17 protein-coding genes are annotated in these 19,730 nt (G+C 37.1%); all 17 read left to right on the top strand.

Annotation, left to right across the window (positions count from 1 at the left end):
* The first annotated feature begins 63 nt into the window (after positions 1-63).
* The 17 genes from wecB (E8M12_RS05860) to E8M12_RS05780 all read left to right on the top strand — a co-directional run bounded on the left by wecB (E8M12_RS05860) (position 64) and on the right by E8M12_RS05780 (position 19,713).
* Entirely contained in the window at positions 64-1,242 is a 1,179-nt protein-coding gene (gene wecB / locus E8M12_RS05860; protein ID WP_136735160.1) for a non-hydrolyzing UDP-N-acetylglucosamine 2-epimerase, read from the top strand.
* 91 nt (positions 1,243-1,333) lie between these two features.
* Positions 1,334-2,605 (top strand): UDP-N-acetyl-D-mannosamine dehydrogenase, encoded by a 1,272-nt coding sequence (gene wecC, locus E8M12_RS05855; RefSeq protein WP_136735159.1) that lies wholly within the window; start codon positions 1,334-1,336, stop codon positions 2,603-2,605.
* The gene (tviB, locus tag E8M12_RS05850) at positions 2,605-3,879 is read left to right on the top strand and encodes a Vi polysaccharide biosynthesis UDP-N-acetylglucosamine C-6 dehydrogenase TviB (RefSeq protein ID WP_136735158.1); all 1,275 of its coding nucleotides are present in this window, start codon (positions 2,605-2,607) and stop codon (positions 3,877-3,879) included. Before wecC ends, tviB begins: the two co-directional genes overlap by 1 nt.
* A gap of 84 nt (positions 3,880-3,963) precedes the next feature.
* Positions 3,964-4,986, top strand: coding sequence for an NAD-dependent epimerase/dehydratase family protein (locus E8M12_RS05845; protein ID WP_136735157.1), 1,023 nt, complete (start codon positions 3,964-3,966; stop codon positions 4,984-4,986).
* Complete coding sequence (locus tag E8M12_RS05840) at positions 4,986-6,320, top strand: flippase (RefSeq protein ID WP_169303050.1); 1,335 nt, start codon at positions 4,986-4,988, stop codon at positions 6,318-6,320. Before E8M12_RS05845 ends, E8M12_RS05840 begins: the two co-directional genes overlap by 1 nt.
* Before the next feature lie 10 nt (positions 6,321-6,330).
* Entirely contained in the window at positions 6,331-7,281 is a 951-nt protein-coding gene (locus tag E8M12_RS05835) for a sulfotransferase family protein (RefSeq protein ID WP_136735155.1), read from the top strand.
* Entirely contained in the window at positions 7,278-8,402 is a 1,125-nt protein-coding gene (locus E8M12_RS05830; RefSeq protein WP_136735154.1) for a glycosyltransferase family 4 protein, read from the top strand. The genes E8M12_RS05835 and E8M12_RS05830 overlap by 4 nt, the downstream gene beginning before the upstream one ends.
* Positions 8,403-8,435: 33 nt before the next feature.
* Positions 8,436-9,731, top strand: a complete 1,296-nt coding sequence (locus tag E8M12_RS05825) for an O-antigen ligase family protein (RefSeq protein ID WP_136735153.1) — start codon at positions 8,436-8,438, stop codon at positions 9,729-9,731.
* A gap of 1 nt (position 9,732) precedes the next feature.
* A complete protein-coding gene (locus E8M12_RS05820) occupies positions 9,733-10,929 on the top strand; it encodes a glycosyltransferase family 4 protein (protein ID WP_136735152.1) in 1,197 nt (398 codons plus the stop codon).
* A complete protein-coding gene (locus tag E8M12_RS05815) occupies positions 10,922-12,124 on the top strand; it encodes a glycosyltransferase family 4 protein (RefSeq protein ID WP_136735151.1) in 1,203 nt (400 codons plus the stop codon). The genes E8M12_RS05820 and E8M12_RS05815 overlap by 8 nt, the downstream gene beginning before the upstream one ends.
* A gap of 27 nt (positions 12,125-12,151) precedes the next feature.
* A complete protein-coding gene (locus E8M12_RS16535; protein WP_136735150.1) occupies positions 12,152-12,616 on the top strand; it encodes an acyltransferase in 465 nt (154 codons plus the stop codon).
* Positions 12,617-12,734: 118 nt separating this feature from the next.
* On the top strand, positions 12,735-14,063 hold the full coding sequence (locus E8M12_RS05805; protein WP_136735149.1) for a phenylacetate--CoA ligase family protein: 1,329 nt from the start codon (positions 12,735-12,737) through the stop codon (positions 14,061-14,063).
* Positions 14,060-15,181, top strand: a complete 1,122-nt coding sequence (locus E8M12_RS05800) for a glycosyltransferase family 4 protein (protein ID WP_136735148.1) — start codon at positions 14,060-14,062, stop codon at positions 15,179-15,181. The genes E8M12_RS05805 and E8M12_RS05800 overlap by 4 nt, the downstream gene beginning before the upstream one ends.
* Before the next feature lie 21 nt (positions 15,182-15,202).
* Entirely contained in the window at positions 15,203-16,237 is a 1,035-nt protein-coding gene (locus E8M12_RS05795; protein ID WP_136735147.1) for a polysaccharide biosynthesis protein, read from the top strand.
* Positions 16,237-17,109 (top strand): dTDP-4-dehydrorhamnose reductase family protein, encoded by an 873-nt coding sequence (locus E8M12_RS05790; RefSeq protein ID WP_136735146.1) that lies wholly within the window; start codon positions 16,237-16,239, stop codon positions 17,107-17,109. Before E8M12_RS05795 ends, E8M12_RS05790 begins: the two co-directional genes overlap by 1 nt.
* Before the next feature lie 2 nt (positions 17,110-17,111).
* Complete coding sequence (gene wecB / locus E8M12_RS05785; RefSeq protein ID WP_136735145.1) at positions 17,112-18,245, top strand: non-hydrolyzing UDP-N-acetylglucosamine 2-epimerase; 1,134 nt, start codon at positions 17,112-17,114, stop codon at positions 18,243-18,245.
* 253 nt (positions 18,246-18,498) lie between these two features.
* Positions 18,499-19,713, top strand: coding sequence for a glycosyltransferase family 4 protein (locus E8M12_RS05780; protein ID WP_136735144.1), 1,215 nt, complete (start codon positions 18,499-18,501; stop codon positions 19,711-19,713).
* Positions 19,714-19,730 lie beyond the last annotated feature (17 nt).

Genomic DNA, 19,730 nt, shown 5'->3' with positions numbered 1-19,730 from the left:
TCTGAGCAATCCTTAAATAAGCCTTTGGCTTGTTCAATACGCTTTAAATAATAAGAAGTTATCATGGAAAAAAAACGAATTTTAACGGTATTTGGTACCCGCCCAGAAGCTATCAAGATGGCGCCTTTGGTGCACGCCTTAGGACACGATAAGCGCTTTGAAGCTAAAGTCTGTGTTACCGCGCAACATAGGGAAATGCTCGATCAAGTATTAGAGTTGTTTGAAATTTCGCCAGATTATGACCTTGATTTAATGAAACCAGGTCAAGATCTCACGGATGTAACCTGTCGAATACTTAAAGGGTTGCAACCTGTGTTAGAAGAATTCAATCCTGAGTATGTATTAGTTCATGGCGACACAGCTACCACGTTTGCTACAACTATTGCCGCTTATTACCAGCAAATCAAAGTTGGCCATGTTGAAGCAGGCCTTCGTACAAATAATATTTACTCGCCTTGGCCAGAGGAAGGGAATCGAAAACTTACCGGAACTCTAGCTAACATTCACTTCGTTCCAACTCAAAAATCCAAACAAAACTTACTTAAAGAAAACGTATCAGAACAAACAATTAGTGTGACGGGTAATACGGTGATAGACGCGTTATTTTGGGTAAAAGAGAAATTAAAAGATAACCACTTTTTAGAAGCAAACTTTCTGGAGCGTTTTCCTTTTTTAAAGGAAGACAAACGTATCGTACTTATTACTGGACATCGGAGAGAAAGCTTTGGAGGGGGATTTGAACGCATCTGTCAGGCTATCGCGAAAAGTGCAAAAGAGTTTCCAAATGTACAATTTGTATATCCTGTTCACTTAAATCCGAATGTTCGAGAACCGGTCAACCGTCTCTTAACGGGGTTAAGTAATGTTTATCTGATCGAGCCGCTAGACTATTTGCCGTTCGTATATATCATGGATAAATCGGCGATTATTCTTACCGATTCTGGCGGTATTCAGGAAGAAGCCCCTTCTCTTGGTAAGCCTGTCCTTGTTATGCGAGAAACAACGGAACGACCAGAAGCTGTTCAAGCTGGCACGGTTAAGTTAGTGGGGACCAACACCGATCTCATCTATCAAAATATTAAGCGCCTTTTAACGGACGACCTTGCTTATCAGGAAATGAGCTTTGCTCACAACCCGTATGGTGACGGTAAAGCGTGTCAGAGAATCGTTGATGCCTTGTCCTTCACCGGTGTGGAATCTGTATCAGGAGAATTCAATAGTATATTTACTCGCCTTGTTTAGGATTACTCGACTAAATAATCAGTTACTTAGTTCACATCGAATATCAAGCCAAATAATAAATTCTTCAGCAATTAAAAAGAACATTATTACTATGAAATCATTCAATACGGTATCCGTAATCGGCCTGGGTTATATTGGCCTGCCGACTGCCGCTGCTTTCGCGGCCAGAAAAGTTAAAGTTACAGGTGTAGATGTAAACCCAAACACCGTTGATACGATTAACAAAGGCGAAATTCATATCGTCGAGCCTGAATTAGATATGATCGTCCATGCCGCAGTTACAGAAGGCTATTTAAAGGCTACTACCATCCCAGAGCCCGCAGATGCCTTTTTAATTGCCGTTCCTACGCCTTTTAAGAAAGGCTCTAGTAACGAAAGTGAAAATCATGAGCCGGATTTGTCTTATATCGAAGCTGCAGCTAAGTCTATTGCACCAGTTTTGAAAAAAGGTGACTTAGTTATCCTTGAATCAACCTCACCTGTCGGTGCTACTGAACAAATGGCGAAATGGTTAGCAGAAGCTCGATTTGACCTAACGTTTCCACAAACAGCTGGCGAAGATTCTGACATTCGTATTGCTCATTGCCCTGAGCGAGTATTACCGGGACATGTGATGCGAGAATTGGTAGAAAACGATCGTGTGATTGGCGGTATGTCATTGAAATGTTCAGAATACGCTATTGAACTTTACAAGGTTTTCGTTGAAGGGGAGTGTGTGGTTACTAATGCTCGTACAGCTGAGATGGCCAAGTTAACTGAAAATAGTTGTAGAGATGTGCAAATTGCCTTTGCAAACGAACTTTCAATTATTTGTGATGAATTAGACATTGACGTGTGGGAGTTAATATCATTAGCTAACCGTCATCCTCGCATCAATATTTTACAACCTGGTCCTGGTGTTGGTGGTCACTGTATTGCCGTTGATCCATGGTTTATTGTTAGCAAGACCCCAGAATTAGCGCGCATTATTAAAACGGCTCGTAAGGTAAATGACGCGAAACCAGAGTGGGTAATCGAAAAAGTGAAATTGGCTGTCGCGGAGTTTTTAATGGCCAACCCAGAGAAAACAGCGAAAAGCGTGACTATAGCCTGCTATGGTTTAACGTTTAAGCCAGACATCGATGATTTACGTGAAAGTCCTGCACTCGAGATTACCAAAAAATTGACAGAAATGCATCAGGGCAGCCTCATCGCAGTTGAGCCAAATGTGGTATCCCTACCAGAACATTTAAATCATATTAAGTTGGTTGATATCAAAAAGGCTGCACATGCTGACATTAAGGTATTACTAGTTGATCACAAAGAATTTAAGGCGCTAAACGAAGTGAGCGGTTTAAAAGTTGATACAAAGGGTATTTGGTAATGGATTTTAGTAATTTGAGAATTGCTGTGATCGGCCAAGGTTATGTCGGTTTGCCTCTTGCGGTGGAATTTGGCAAGAAGTATCCAACACTTGGTTTTGACATCAATCAACATCGCATTGACGAGCTACAGAGCGGTGTTGACAGCACGCTAGAATGCAGTTCCGAGGAGCTAGTAGCATCAACATTTATCAGCTATTCATGTGACATCGATGATTTACGCGATTGTAATTTTTACATTGTTACCGTTCCTACCCCAATTGATGAGCATAAAAACCCTGACTTAACACCGCTTATTAAAGCTAGCAAAATGTTAGGCAAGGTGATTTCAAATGGGGATATCATCGTATACGAATCAACTGTGTACCCTGGCGCGACCGAAGAGGATTGTATTCCGGTTGTGGAAAAAGTGTCGGGTCTTACCTTCAATACAGATTTCTTCGCGGGTTACTCTCCTGAGCGGATAAACCCAGGGGATAAAGAGCATCGAGTGACTAATATTAAAAAAGTGACGTCTGGCTCAACGGAAGCTGTTGCTGATTTTATCGATGCGTTATATAAAAGTGTAATCGAAGCAGGTACCCACAAAGCGACGAGCATTAAAGTGGCAGAAGCGGCGAAAGTTATTGAAAATACCCAGCGTGATGTAAATATCGCATTAATTAATGAGCTTGCATTGATTTTTAACAAGCTAGGTATTGACACGTTAGAGGTATTAGAAGCCGCCGGCACAAAATGGAATTTCCTGCCATTTCGCCCTGGTTTGGTTGGTGGCCATTGTATTGGTGTTGACCCTTATTATCTTACCCACAAAGCTCAAAGTATTGGCTATCACCCAGAAATGATCCTTGCAGGTCGCCGTTTGAATGATCAAATGGGCACTTACGTAGTATCCCAATTAACCAAAGCCATGGTCAAAAAAGGTATTCAGATCAAAGACGCTAATGTGTTAGTGATGGGATTGACCTTCAAAGAGAATTGCCCCGACTTACGTAACACTAAGGTCGTAGACATCGTTTCAGAGTTGAATGAATACAATATCAATGTTGACGTAATGGACCCTTGGTGCTCTTCCCAAGAAGCACAGCTTGAATATGGTCTTAATACTATAAAACAAGCGGAAGAAGGCAAGTATGACGCGATTATTCTCGCGGTTGCGCACAACGAATTTAGGAACATGGGTGCCTCAAAAATTGAAACTTTTGGTAAATCTGATTGCGTAATCTACGACCTTAAATATGTTTTAGAAAAAGATTCAGTAGATTTAAGACTCTAATCTCATATAAGACTTTATTTCCCCAAATTAAAAAAACGAAAAGGACATTCTAGTTTCTAAATTCTAGTTTCTAGCATCCAGATAATGACTAATTACGAACGAATTCAAAAAGACTTAATAGAAACCCCTAAAATTTGGCTAGTAACTGGAGTTGCAGGTTTTATTGGCTCTAACCTTTTAGAGAAATTGTTATTACTGAATCAGACTGTGGTTGGGTTAGATAATTTTGCAACTGGCCGTCAATACAATTTAGACGAAGTTAAAAGTGAAGTTACAGAAGAGCAATGGAATCGTTTTTCATTTATTGAAGGCGATATTCGTGAACTTGAAACATGCCGAAAAGCTGTAAAAGGAGTGAATTATGTTCTTCACCAAGCTGCATTAGGTTCTGTACCGCGCTCAATAAACGATCCAATTACTTCAAATGAAGTAAATATATCAGGCTTCTTAAACATGCTAGTTGCCGCTAAGGATGAGCAAGTTGACAGTTTTACCTATGCTGCTTCTAGTTCTACATATGGAGACCATCCAGCACTTCCTAAAGTTGAAGAAAACATTGGTAACCCATTGTCGCCATATGCTGTGACGAAATATGTTAACGAGTTATATGCCGACGTATTTGCTCGAACATACAATTTTAAAACCACAGGCCTGCGTTATTTTAACGTATTTGGTAAACGTCAAGATCCAAATGGTGCTTATGCAGCGGTGATACCTAAATGGACAGCTGCTATGATTGAAGGCGAGGAGGTATTTATTAATGGTGACGGAGAGACCAGCCGAGATTTTTGCTTTATTGAAAACGTTGTGCAAATAAACATACTGGCAGCGACAGGGCCAGAATCTTCAAAAAATCAGGTCTTTAATGTTGCGTTGGGAGATAGAACCACTTTAAATACGTTATATCAAACCATTCGTGTTGCCTTAAATGAATGTGGCGTAGCATGCGATACAGCACCCACATATAAGGATTTCAGAGCCGGCGATGTGAGGCACTCTCAGGCAGATATTTCTAAAGCGAAGAATCTTCTAGGGTATAAACCTGAGTATAAAATTCAGCAGGGAATTGACAAGGCTATGCCCTGGTATGTTGGTGTTCTGAAATAGTGATTAATATTCTCCGTATAGTGAAATTAAATATCTCTGATAAATTATTTGGGGAGATATTCAAAGGCAGTGTTTTTGTTTTTTTTACAAAAATAATTGCTGTAAGTTTAGGCTTAATATCAAATCTGTTAATTGCTCGAAATTATGGTGCTGAAGTAGTCGGAATTATCTCTCTTATAACTTCGTTTTTAGCTGTGATGGGCTTATTTAGCACTGCAGGAATGAACACTTCTTTGCTCAGGTTAATACCCGAACAAATACAAAAATACTCTTTATACGAAGCTAAATATATATATATAAAGATAGTAAAGCTCACTATGATCTTGGGGGGTATCGTGAGCTTAATAAGCTTGGTTGCTATTCATTATGGTATTTTTAATGAGCTCTGGGGAGCAGAAATGGCCTATTGGTTAGGTTGGGCGACATGCATAATAGTATTTGCCAACTTAGCAGCCATAAATTCTATCGCGATCAGAGCATTAAAAAAGGTCAAAATGTTTGCTTTATTACAAGTGGTTCAACCAACGATCAATTTGTCTTTGTTGATACTTGTAATACTTCTGACTAATAATCCTGATACTCCTATCTATGCAATGTTATTATCATTTTTGTTTAGCTTTTCTGTATCTTTGTTTCTAGTTAGTACAGTGTTTCCTAAAAAGACGAATCAACCAAAAATTGTAAAAGAGTATGATTCAAAAAGTATTCTTTCGCTTTCATTTCCAATGTTTTTAAGCGGTTCGGTTTGGCTTGTAATGTCGCACACTGACACGATAATGATAGGTACGTTTTTGGGGCCCGAGGACGTTGGAGTATACGCAATAGTAGTGAAAGTTGCACTTTTAAGCAGTTTTGTATTGACCTCTATTAACTCTGTTTTAGCCCCTAAAATTGCAGAAGTCTATTACGGAGGGAGAGAAAAAGACTTAATAAAAATAGCTAGAAAGTCCTCAAAGTTAATTTTTTATTCAACCTCGCCTATATTACTATTCATAATTTTATTGGGCCATGAAATCTTAGATGGATTCGGCTCGGAGTTTAATGTTGGCTACTACCCGTTGGTGCTACTGGCGCTAGGGCAATTTATAAACTCTATATGTGGCTCTGTAGGATATTTCATGAACATGACTGGTCATCAGAAAACATTTAATAAAATAGTGTTATTTTCAGGTGCTTTGAATATTGCATTAAATTACTTACTTATCCCATTATATGGCCTAATCGGTGCTGCTTTAGCTAGCTTAATCGCAAATACAGCTTGGAATGTCTCTTCATTAATATTCATTAAAAAGAAGTTTGGATTTTATATGGGATACCTCCCTAAATTTTCCTGAGGTAATTGATATGGGCTTTATAAAGCACTCTGCTCAAAAAGTATTAATAAACACTAAATTAATGGATTCTTTTTATAACGTCCCGGTCGTTAACTCAGAAATCTATAATCCATTTTTTATTATAGGCTCAGGAAGATCTGGTAACACTCTACTTAGGCGCATTCTAAATAGTAATCAAGAACTATATATACCACCTGAAACATACGTCTTGGGGCACAGTATAAGACAGTATTTGAAATACCCTAATCTTGAATGGAATGATTTATGTTATCTAGTTTTGTCTTTTTTCGAGTATGAAGATGACTTTCATACATTTAATATTGATTCCTTGAGAAGACTGAAGAAAGAGTTAGTCATGGTTCCTTCTTCGAAAAGAAGCTTGTCTTATATTATCGATTCATTTTATAAATTTTATGCTCTGCAGCACGATATCAGTAGCCCGCGTTGGGGAGATAAAACGCCTTTAAATACTTTACATCTAGATTCAATATCAAAAGTATTCCCAAATAGCCAATATATACACATTATTCGAAGCCCATATGATTCTATTTATTCTTTTGTGAGCGCAGGTTTGTTCACAAATGTTGAGTCAGCGGCCGAACGTTGGTTAAAATCAGTAGAAGCTGCTCTTGAATTTAGTAATAAGGTAAAGAAGCGATATATCGAAGTGAACTACTCTGATTTAGTTACAGTTCCGGAACTAACGATTAAAAGAGTATGTGATTTCCTAGGAGTTGAATATAGCCCTAAAATGCTGAACCCTCCCACAGAGAGTCTTGGGGATGTTGATTCTTTATTACATCACTCTAATGTCAAAAAGCCAATTAGCGCGGATAGCTTAGGTAAAGGTTTAAGAAAAATGAGTAAATTCGATGTAGCGCTGATCGATAACGTGCTAAAAAATTCTCAGAATGAAAAAGTGGTTAGTTATATCAATAGTAAATATAGATTAAATATATGAATATATTTGTAATTCCCGCTTGGCATCCTACACCTGAAAAACCCCATTTGGCTCGATGGGTAATGCCACATATTGAAGTAAGTCGACGTATTGGTACCGTAACTGTTTTACATGTTGAACAGAGTCATGGTGAGAATGAGCAGGTCAGCGTCAGTCAAGAACATGATTATTATTACGCCAAAGTAAACATAGAAGCCAAAAATATATTTCGTAGAACAATTATTGGCTATGGAAAGTCATTGGTCGAATATACAAAAGCCTTGAAGTTACTATATGAAAAAGCTGTGGCGCATAATGGTAAGCCTGATATCATCCATGCTCATGTTTCTGCCCCTGCAGGTTTTTCCGCTGCACGCATAGGGCGTGATTATGGTGTGCCAGTGATAGTAACTGAACACTACTCAGGTTTTTTTTCTGATAACCGCTTTTTTTGGCGGCTCCCTTATTTCTCACATCAAATGCGTCGTTCGATTAAGGGATTATACGCCGTTAGCCCTGGATTCAAGGCTTCTATAGAAAATAAATGTAATATAGAAGTTAACGGTGTTCTTCCTAACCCTATAGACACCTCTTTATTTAAGCCTAAAGTTACAGAAAATAAATCTTCGGTGTTAAAAATCGTTTCAACAGGCACCGTAGGGAGTATCAAAGGAACAGACATATTACTTAAAGCTATTTCAAGACTACCTAAGGGCCTTAAATATAAATTAAAAATTATTGGGAATTATGACTTTAAGGATAAAGAAATTAACGAATTATTGCGAAATCCCCATGTCGAACTCTTAGGACATAAAATGCAAAGTGAATTAGCTTCGATCTACTCTAATTCCGATCTTTTTATAGTATCGAGCAGAATTGAAACTGCAAACGTATCAATGCTGGAAGCAATGTCGTGTGGTTGTTATGTTATAGCACCTAAAATTAATGCACCTGAAACTCTATTAAGTGAAACGGTTTCTTCAATATACGAAGCAAAAAATATCGACGATCTTGTAAAAAATATTGAAACGCTCCCTTCTTTTAGTCGAGAAAAACAACGGCAGTTCGTGATTGAAAATTATGGCTTACAGTCTGTTACACGTCAGCTTAAAAGAGCATATAAACGAGCTCTCATTTTATAGTTATTTATTTAAAAAATTGCCTACTACATATTCATGAAAAAATGGAATATTAATTATCATACAATTTGGATATACCTATTAGTATTTTCTTTCTCTTTTGAAAAGCCACTTATAGTTCTATCATCTCTTGATCGTTTAAACCCAAGACTTTTTGACTTGGTCTTAGGGTTAGGTATTTTAATTCTAATTAATAATCGGTTAAAGTTTACAGAGGTGGTATTCAAGTATTGGTTACTTATTGTTGCAAATTTTTGGGTTTGTGCTGTTCTTGGATTATTGCTTTTTGACTTTTCTAGTCAAGTGAAGCTATACATGGTTTATTATTGTTTCGAATATTTTAAAGGCGTTTTAGCGCTTGCTATATATTTGACTATCCCTGAAAAATATCGTCCTCTGAGAGTAATTGTTAACGCACTTTTTATAGGCGGTTTTTTTGTCGGTACTTATTGTCTTTACGAATACTTTATAGGAATTGAACAAATTGTTTTGACTGAAGGATTAATTTTGTCAAAGCCCAAGGAGTTAGTTTGGGGGCCTTTTTCTGGTTCATACTTTCACATAGCTAATTACATACCGTTAATTAGTGCTATTTGTCTTTCCAAAATGATAGTAGTTAAATCCAATAAAATCTTTTGGTTTGTCGTATTTTTGTTTTTTTCTTGGCCTATTTTGTTTACTGGTTCTCGTACAGCAATATTTCTTTTTATTGCTTCAGTTTTTTTTGTTTTTGCATTTTATATTCGCAAAAAGACAACTGTCTGGCTACTATTGTTTTTTACAATTTTTACATCTGTGGTGGTAATAAATACGAGCTTTATAGCCTCAGAAAATTACACCTTAGAAAGATTAAACCAATTTGAAGAAAATGATTCTCATAACTCGATTTTAAATCGCGTTCTATTCTTTTCTCATTTTGACATAAGTAGTTATGATGAAGGGGAGTACCTTCCATTTATCGGAGCTGGATTTTATGTTGCACCTATCGAGGGACGTCCGAGGGTTGGATATGGATTTCATAATATTTATGTGTTCACCATAGAACAGTCTGGGATAATCGGATTTTGTCTGTTTATAATGTTTTGTTTTGTTGTAGTGAGGCGATTCGTTAACTTTATTAAAGTAGGTAAAGTATCTAAATATCACTGGTTTGTGGTTGCGGTTACCGCATATACGCTAGGAAGTTTGGTTATCGGTTGGTCAGGGCACACATTTTGGAGAGGCTTTGCAACGAGTAATTTTAATACCTTACGAATATTATTGTTAGTGTCCTGTAGCCTATATATAACAAAATCTTATTTAGCATTAAGCATTTTTAAGAAAAATAACTGATATGGCAAAAATCTTACTAATAAATGACCACTCCGGCTTTAGTGGCGGTGGTGATGCTGCGCTTTATTTAGAGAAGCAAGCATTGGAGGAAGCTGGTTATGAGGTATATGTATTAGCCTTCGATAAAGAAGCTAACGAACACCAGCGAGTAATAAGCTACGTTGAGCATAGGTCTCGCATAGTGAATAAAGTAAGAAAGTTTTTGGGATCCAATAATATTTCTGAGTTTATTAGAAAAAAGTTAGAGTTTATTAAGCCAGATGTAATTCATTGCCATCTGATATCTAAGTATCCAATTGATGTTTATGAAAGTATCAGTAAATACAGGGTAATTACAACATTACATGGACCTAACTTTTTTTGTGCGACTTCTTGGGGGGGGTTAATGAATGGTGCTCCTTGTGAACAAGGCATAGGGCTCAAATGTTTTCGACGAGGTTGCACAAGCTTAGTTAATGCTTCTTTGTATACATACTTAACCAATAAGCTCTGGAATAATTTAAAATCTAACACCAGTATTTTTCATTGTCCATCAAGAAATATTTATAGTGTTGCTCATCGTTTAGGACTTGAAAACCTTACCTATAAACCACTAGGGATAGATTCTGCATTCGAAAAACCTGTAATAAAACCATTAAGTTCACGGCCAATTTTACTATATGTTGGTGCTATATCAGAAGTAAAAGGTATCAAGGTATTATTTAAAAGCCTTCTTGAGATAAAAAAAGTGTTTCCTAACTTTCTATTGAAAGTTGCGGGAAAAGGTATCCTTCTTGATTGGTGTAAAAATTTCGTAATAGAGTATGACCTTCAAGATAATGTTGAATTTTTAGGATTCGTTGATCGTCATACCGTAAAAGAATTATATATTGAGGCCAATGTTTTTCTTATGCCGAGCATTTGGCAAGAACAATTTGGTTTGGTTGGAGTGGAAGCGCTCGCATGTAAAACCCCTTGTGTTGCAACAAATGTTGGTGGGATCCCTGAATGGTTACAGCATGGGCAATCGGGTTATTTAGTTCCACCTCATGCTGTTAATGAACTTGCGGATGCAACAATTAAATTACTACGCTCTAGCACGATGAGACAAAACTTTGGAGAATATGGCAGAAGTTTTGTTCTTGAACATTATGGCGCATCCAAATATAAGAGCAATATGCTCGAATTAGTTGAAAAGTTATTAAAATCAGATGAATAAAATATTGTACATAGTCAGCGGGAGGAGTTTCCACGGTCACTCTCTAGGGCGCAAAATATCAGAAGTAATCAACTGTTGGAGAAAAGAAAAAGTTGATGTAGATGTTATCTGTGGCGCAGATATCTTCAATAATAAAAGCTTTCAATCTGCAGATTATGGTGCTCAAACACACTTCGATAAGAGTTATAGAAACAAAGCGTGGTTATCCGCTGTTGTAATATCTGTTTCTGAGCTCAAAGATATTATTCATGATTTTAAATTATTTTTTCATATACGAACTAGAGCAGTTAATTCTCAGTTAATTTGGGAGCGTTCTTCTAGGCTTCATATTAGTAGTCTATTTTATTCTAAGGCGCGTAACATACCGTACGTTCTTGAATGGAAAGACAATTTAGTTAATTATAGATTTTCCTTATTCAAGCCGCTAGCTTTAATGACTGAATGGCTAAAAGAAAAGCTCTCAGACTATATTGTGGTCGAATCGCATGTCTTGAAATCTCGATTGACAAGTCGAGGCATCGATCCAAATAAGATTGTCGTTGCACATAACGCGGTTGATGTCAGCGAGTTTGTGTTATCTAATCAAAGGAAATCTAAGATCCGTGATCAATTACAGTTAAACAATGACGACATTATCATTGGATATTTGGGGAGCTATGCGTTTTATCACAACCCTCAATTATTGATAGAGGCGGCAAATGAGACAAAAAATCAAAACCGTCTCAAGTATGTGTTAATTGGCAATGGTAAGTATTATCGTGAATGCATAGAGCTAGCAGAAAAGTATAAAATAATTAATCGAACAGTCTATTTTTTAGATGGAGTGCCAAAAGAAGAGGTTCCACTACTCATTCAAGATATGGATATAACGGTACTTCCTGGCTCAACTGATATCATTTGCCCCATTAAAATATTTGAATATATGGCGATGGAAAAACCTGTTGTTTTACCTGATTACAGTTGTAACCGTGAGGTAGTCAAAGATAAGGAGGATGCTTTGCTATTTAAACCGTTTGATTGTAATGATCTGGTTGCAAAGCTGGTGTTATTAGCATCGGATAAAACTTTGCGAGCGCAGCTTTCGAAGAATGCTAGAGCATCGGTTCGTCAAGAATATAATTGGTCTAATACTTGGGGGAGTGCTTTGCTTAAAATATTGGGTGGACTCTCTCAAAATAGCGTCACCAAACTTTAATTATTTAATTGATAAGAAAGGATTGTCATGAAACTTTTTGTTGCCGCTAAAAGAAGAATTAATTCATTCTATTGGAAGCATGTATTAGGTGGTTGTGGAGAAAATTGCGTTGTAGATACTGATGTGGATATTTACAATGCCCATAATGTTTTTTTTGGAAATAACGTTACAGTCAATACAAGAGCCATAATTCAGTCTTGTGGTAATTCTGTAATAAGATTAGGCAATAATGTGGTCGTTTCATACGGTTCGATGATTCTGACTGGTAATCTAGATTTTATTCAATTAAAAGGTGGTCATAATACGACAAACGTAACAATAGGCGACAATACTTGGATCGGAGCTAATGCGATAATTTTACCTGGAGTAGTAATTGGCAGCGGTTCGGTCATTGCAGCAGGAAGCATCGTGACTAAGAATGTTGGTAATAACGTTATTGTAGCGGGTAATCCTGCGAAAGTGATAAAGGATATAAATCGTAAAAGTAGCTGATAGATTCAAGGGAAATGCCTTCGATTCTTTATATTTATAGCGCCTTCTCATCGCTATGATAGCGTTAAAAGTGAGACATAATAAAACGATGTTAAGCTTCCTCAACCAGAATAAAAAAATGACTAGAAGTGTAAAACAAAAAATATTCCAATTTAAGAATAAGTTAATACGTGGTAGGGCCCTAGAGCATTACGACGAACTACTAAAGAATTCTAAATTAGATTCAGAAGACCTCAGAAATATAACTTTAGTGCAGTTAAAGAAACTGTTCGCTTATGCGAAAGCTAATATTCCATACTATAGTGCGGTTTTTAAGGACATTGATGTAGAGGATATCAAAAATTTTGATGATTGGGAGAATCTTCCTGTTCTAACAAAACAGGATATCAAGGCTAATATCAAACAATTAATGCCTGTAAATATCTCAAAGAATCGTTTAAGAGTAGTTTCCACTGGAGGTAGCACAGGGGAACCATTAAAGTTGTACCACGATAAGCTTTATTTTTCAGATGTATTGGGTTGGCGAGTACTGAATTGGTGGGGGTGCGAACCTTCAGATAACATTGCATTTATTTACCGAAAGGTAAAAACTGGATGGAGAGCAACACTTAATGCGTTACTTTGGTATCCAACAAAACGGATCTTTTTAGATGCTTCAATGATGACCAGCACAACTATGGATGTTTTTCTAAACAAGATTCAAACGCAAAGGCCTAAAGTGTTACAAGGGTATGTCGGAGGTGTATATGAATTTGCTAAATATTGTAGATTTAAAGGTATTACATTTGACTTTTTTAGCGCAGTTTGGGTGACATCTGCACCACTGTCTGAAACACAACGACGTCTAATGGACGAAGTGTTCAAAGCCCCTGTGTATGATCAATACGGTTGCAGTGAGGTTTATTGGTTGGCAGCGGAGTGTTTAGAGAGAAATGGCCTACACGTTTTTTCTGATGAACGATATATTGAAATGGTCGATCATGATAAAAAAAGTGTAAAGAAAGGGCAGTTTGGAGTGGTAACAATCACAGACCTCGGTAATTACGCATTTCCTTTAATTAGATACCAAAATGGTGATCGGGGACGATATCTAGAAAGAGAGTGTTCATGCGGGTTACCTTTTCCGTTGATTGATAAAGTGAAGGGAAGGGTTACCGATGTTATTAAACTGCCGAATGGGAATATCATTGCTGGAGATTTCTTGACAACCATTTTTGATAATGAGCCTGACACTGTTCATGAGTTTCAAATCCACCAGCGCGAAGACTATTCAATAACTTTAAAGTGTGTACTTGGCGACGCTCCAAATGCACGAGCTAATTGTGATAAAAAAATTAAGGAGTTGGAGGAGCTAGTAGCTAATGAAATTTCAATTAGCCTTTGCTTTGTTGATAACATTAAACACGATAATGGTAAAACAAGATACATAATATCGGACATTAAATGAATATAGCTTTTAATGCTCTGAGCGCATTACGAGGTGGCGGTCAGACGTACATTAAAAATATCCTTAACGAAATACCTTCCAACAACGGTGTAATTTACTTAATTGTCAATGCTCAAAATAGGAAACAATTTGAGCCCTACGTTAAACAAAACATAAAAATTATTGAGCCTAAGCTTGCGTCAATCAACGTGATTTATCGCACTTTCTGGGAAATTTTTATATTACCGTTTTGGCTAAGAAAAAATAGTATTAAAGCCTACTACGCTCCTGGTGGTATTATGATGACGATAACGCCAAAAGGTTGTAAAAGCTACACTGCATTACGTAATATGCTTCCTTTCGATGACGCTGAGCGTAGACGATTTCCACTATTTTCATATATCAGATTTAAGTTGTGGCTACTAAAACACGTATTTTTAATATCATACCGCCTTTCCGATGGGGTGGTGTTTATTTCTGAACATTCAAGAAACATAGTTAAAAAACACTTACCAAACATTGATGTTAAGTCCACAATCATCTATCACGGCCTTAACCAAAATTTTTTGACAACTCCGCAATACAGAGTTGAACCACCTCTGTTCCCAAATGAGTACTATTTATATGTTTCAATTTTAGATGTGTACAAAGCTCAAAAAGAGGTGGTAGAAGAGTGGATAAGGATGTCAAAGAGTGGATTTGATTCTCCTTTGGTATTAGTAGGACCTAAATACAATGAATATGGTGAGGAAGTTAACCAACTCATTCGAGAAAGTGGTTGCGATCATATCCACTATATTGGTGCTAAACGGTATGAAGAATTACCAGCTCTGTATCATAATGCTAAAGCCTTAGTATTTGGTTCTTCCTGTGAATGCTGCCCAAATATATTATTAGAAAAGTTGGCAGCGGGAAAACCCGTTATTTGTTCCGATATAATGCCCATGCCTGAGTTTGGACAAGATGCTGTACTCTATTTTAATCCGTATACGAAGGGCTCTTTAACCAAAGCTATTAACCTGTTAAATCAAGAGGGTAATCTAGATTTGTATGGCAAGCGAGCTAAGGCTAGAGCTCTGCACTTTGATTGGCAAAAAACCACTGAAAATACTATCAATTTTCTATCACGTAAAGTTTAAAAATTTCTGAAGAGACTAATTATGTTTAAGAATAAAACCCTTCTTATTACGGGCGGTACTGGCTCGTTTGGTAATGCTGTTTTGCGTAGATTTTTAAAGTCTGATGTATCAGAGATTCGAATTCTTTCCAGAGATGAAAAAAAGCAAGATGATATGAGAAAGCACTTCAATTCTGATAAGTTGAAATTTTATATCGGTGATGTGCGTGACTATCAGAGTATCTCAAATGTGATGCGTGGCGTAGATTACGTATTTCATGCAGCAGCATTAAAGCAAGTTCCATCTTGTGAGTTCTATCCACTGGAAGCGGTAAAAACGAATGTAATAGGTACTGAGAATGTACTTGAAGCAGCAATCGCTCACGGCGTATCTAACGTGGTTTGCTTAAGTACCGATAAGGCTGTATACCCAATCAATGCGATGGGTACATCGAAAGCAATGATGGAAAAGGTAATCGTTGCCAAATCGCGGAATGTTCCAAAAGGAATGACAATATGTACGACGCGTTACGGTAATGTGATGGCGTCAAGAGGTTCTGTGATTCCATTATTTGTAAGACAAGTGATAGACGGTCAGTCTATTACTCTTACTGACCCTAAAATGACCCGCTTCATGATGACGTTAGATGATGCTGTCGATTTGGTTTTACACGCTTTTAAACATGGTACTAATGGTGATATTTTTGTCCAAAAAGCTCCCGCCGCCACAATTGAAGTGCTCACCGAAGCGATCTTAGGTTTAATGAAAAAAACAGATCACCCAGTTAATGTGATCGGTACTCGCCATGGTGAAAAGCTGTATGAGGCTCTATGTAGTCGAGAAGAGATGTTTATAGCTGATGACCAGGGGCAGTATTACAGAATACCTGCCGATAATCGGGATCTAAATTACGCCAAATATTTCGAAGAAGGTGAAAAAGACCTGTCAAATGTTGAAGATTATAACTCTCACAACACAAAACGTCTTGATGTCTCAGGAATGAAAGATTTGCTTCTTAAACTCGATTTTATGAAAGAGATCAGCAAGGGTAACTTAGTTGTACCAGAAGGTGTTTAATGAAAGTACTTATAATCGGCGCGACAGGGATGCTTGGCTATTCTCTGTTTTCAAATCTAAGTGAAAATAATACGTTGGATGTGTGGGGCACAGTCCGTAACATCGATGGTAAGGAACGCTATTTTAGAGGCAGAGAAAAAAAGTTAATTCACGGCGTTGATATTTCGAATATTGAAAATTTAAAAGCAGTAATCAATCAATTAAAGCCAAATTTTGTTTTAAACTGCATAGGTTTAATAAAACAGTACAAAGAATCGAAGTCACCAGTTGCCGCCATTTCGATTAATTCCTTATTTCCTCACCAGCTTGCAAGTATGTGTGATCAAGCAGGAAGCAAGTTGATACATTTTTCAACGGATTGTGTGTTTAGTGGCAATAAAGGAGCATACACCGAAGAGTCTACTCCTGATGCAAAGGATGTGTACGGCCGCTCGAAGTTACTTGGTGAAGTCGATTATGCACCTCATTTAACGTTACGCACTTCAATTATTGGTCATGAATTGTCGTCTAACGTGAGCTTAGTAGATTGGTTCTTAACTCAATCAGGAAAAGTCAAAGGGTTTTCAAAAGCCATATTTTCGGGTCTCCCTACTTGCTACATTGCAAAAATATTATCAGAGAGTGTGTTTCACCTCCCGGAACTTTCGGGTTTGTATCACCTTAGCGTTGATCCTATTGATAAATATTCACTGCTCCAGAAGGTGAGTGATGAGTACGAGAAAGAAATTGAAATTGAGGAGAGTGATGAACTTGTCATAGATCGTTCTCTAAGTTCAAAGCGATTTCAAGACGCAACTGGTTTTAAAGCCCCTTCTTGGGATCACTTACTAAAAGAAATGCATCAAGATTTTTTGAAATATCATAAGTCATAAACATGAATAAATTAAAAGTTATAACGATCGTAGGCACTCGTCCTGAAATTATTAGGCTATCACGTATCATTGAAAAGCTTGACAACCATTGTGAGCACATTCTTGTCCATACAGGCCAGAATTATGATTATGAGTTAAACCAGATATTTTTTGAAGATATGGGAATTAGAGCTCCGGATGTATTCTTGGAGTGTGCAGGTAAAAATGCAGCAGAAACTATCGCTCAGGTTATTGAAAAATCTGACAAGTTATTTGAACTAGAGCAGCCCGAAGCTTTGTTAATCTTGGGCGATACTAATAGCGCGTTATCTGCTATCTCAGCGAAACGTCGTAAAATCCCTATCTTTCATATGGAAGCCGGTAACCGTTGTTTTGATATGCGGGTTCCTGAAGAAATTAATAGAAAAATAGTTGATCATATTTCTGATGTTAATTTGCCTTACAGTTCAATAGCAAGAGACTATTTATTGCGAGAGGGTCTTCGCCCTGAATATGTAATAAAGACTGGTAGCCCGATGGACGAGGTACTGAATTATTATGAGGAAAAAATTAATGACTCTAATGTGCTTCAGCAGTTGTCGTTAAAGTCTCGGGAATTTTTTGTGGTAAGCGTTCATCGCGAGGAAAATGTAGACTCACCTACAAACCTTGAAAAATATGTGAATGTTTTGAATACATTGGCTGAAAAATATCAATTGCCGATTATTGTATCAACACATCCAAGAACTCAGAAAAAGATTGATTCTTTAAATTTGAAATTTCATGAGTTAGTAAGGTTACTAAAACCATTAGGTTTCTCTGATTATGTTCGACTTCAACAGGAGGCAAAAGCTGTTTTAAGCGACAGCGGTACTATTACCGAAGAGTCCTCAATATTAAATTTTCCGGCTATCAATATTCGCGAGGCACATGAAAGACCTGAAGGGTTCGAAGAAGCAGCCGTAATGTTCACAGGTATGGAAATTGAAAGAATTTTACAAGCACTTGACATTCTCGAAGTGCAGCCTAGAGGTAAGGACCGACTGATTAATGTTGTGGATGACTATCTTGCACCAAATGTTTCCGATAAAATTTTAAGAATCATTACTAGTTACACCGATTACGTAAATAAATTTCTTTGGAAAAAAGCAAATTAATAAGATTGCTCAAATACTTTAACTATTGTAAAAATGCCGCTATAACAAGCGGCAGCGTCCCTTCTACATGTACAATTAGAGCACAACTTGGTTGTGCTTGTCCCACAGTATATCTTGCACTGTATGATAAAAAGTAATGCAGTGTTTTTGAGGTTTTTGGTTAGATATTGACGTGAAAAATTATTCAAATCTCTGTTAGTCAGTTGCTAATCAAAGTAATTTGAAGTCATATAAAAGTTTGGAATAATAAAAAGTGAATATAGCTATTATTACTGATGACAGCTTACCGAAAAGTACATTGGTTCACGCAAAAATGCTACACGAGTTGGCCGTTGAGCTAAAAGCAAATGGTCATTCCCCGGTAATTATTGCGCCTGGTACAAAACCACAAAAAAGCTCTCTTGATAAAGTAGATTTTGAAAATATTGAATATTGGAAGTTTAAATCTGGAAAGTTAAAAGGTGAAGGTAAAGTAAAGAGAGCAATCAGGGAGTCTTTATTGTCGATAAGGGCTTGGAAGGCAATAAAACCATCCATACAAAATTTCCACTTCGACCTGATTATCTACTATTCACCTTCAATCTTTTTTGGGGCTTTAGTCAATAAATTAAAAAGATATTGTAATGCTCGTAGTTATTTGATCTTAAGGGATATCTTTCCTCAATGGGTCATTGATGAAGGGCTAATTAAAGAAGGCTCTTTAATAGAAAGGTATTTTAGATATTTTGAAAGGATAAATTACTCGGCTGCGGATAAGATTGGTTTAATGTCTCCAAAAAATAAAGAGTTTTTTGACTTTAAAACCAATAACTCTCTAAATACCGAAGTTTTATTCAATTGGATTGATTTAAAAGGTAACAGTCCAAGTGCTTCAGGTTTAAGAGAAAAGCTAGGCTTGCAGGATAAAGTTATCTATTTCTATGGTGGCAATATTGGCCGCGCACAAGATATGAGTAATTTACTGCGACTTGCTAAGGCTATGAAACCATATAGTGATGCTCACTTTATATTTCTTGGACAAGGGGATGAAGTTGAGCTGGTTCGTGTGAAAATTAACGACTGGCAGTTAACAAACACTAGTTTACTGCCTTCGGTAACCCAAGAAGAATACAAGGCAATATTGCAAGAAGTTGATGTCGGTATGTTCTCATTGTCAGCTACTCACAAGAGTCATAATTTTCCGGGTAAACTTCTAGGCTATATGCACGCATCACTCCCCATCTTGGGAAGTGTTAACCCTGGTAATGATGTTATCGATATCATAACAGGCAGTGGTGCTGGTTATATTTATGAAAATGGACAAGATGAAAAACTCCTGAAAGCAGCCATCGATTTATACGATGGGGTTTTATCTCGAGAGCAGAAAGGGAATAATGGTAATAGACTGTTAGCTCAATATTTCTCTGTTGAGACTGCTGTACAAAAAATTTTAAGCGTTCACGAAGAAGCAAGTAACGCTGTAAGTTAAATGGAGAAAATACTCTT

Origin of the sequence: Thalassotalea mangrovi, from assembly GCF_005116735.1 — a bacterium.
GTDB lineage: Bacteria > Pseudomonadota > Gammaproteobacteria > Enterobacterales > Alteromonadaceae > Thalassotalea_A > Thalassotalea_A mangrovi.
This window is presented reverse-complemented; position numbering and strand designations above follow the sequence as displayed.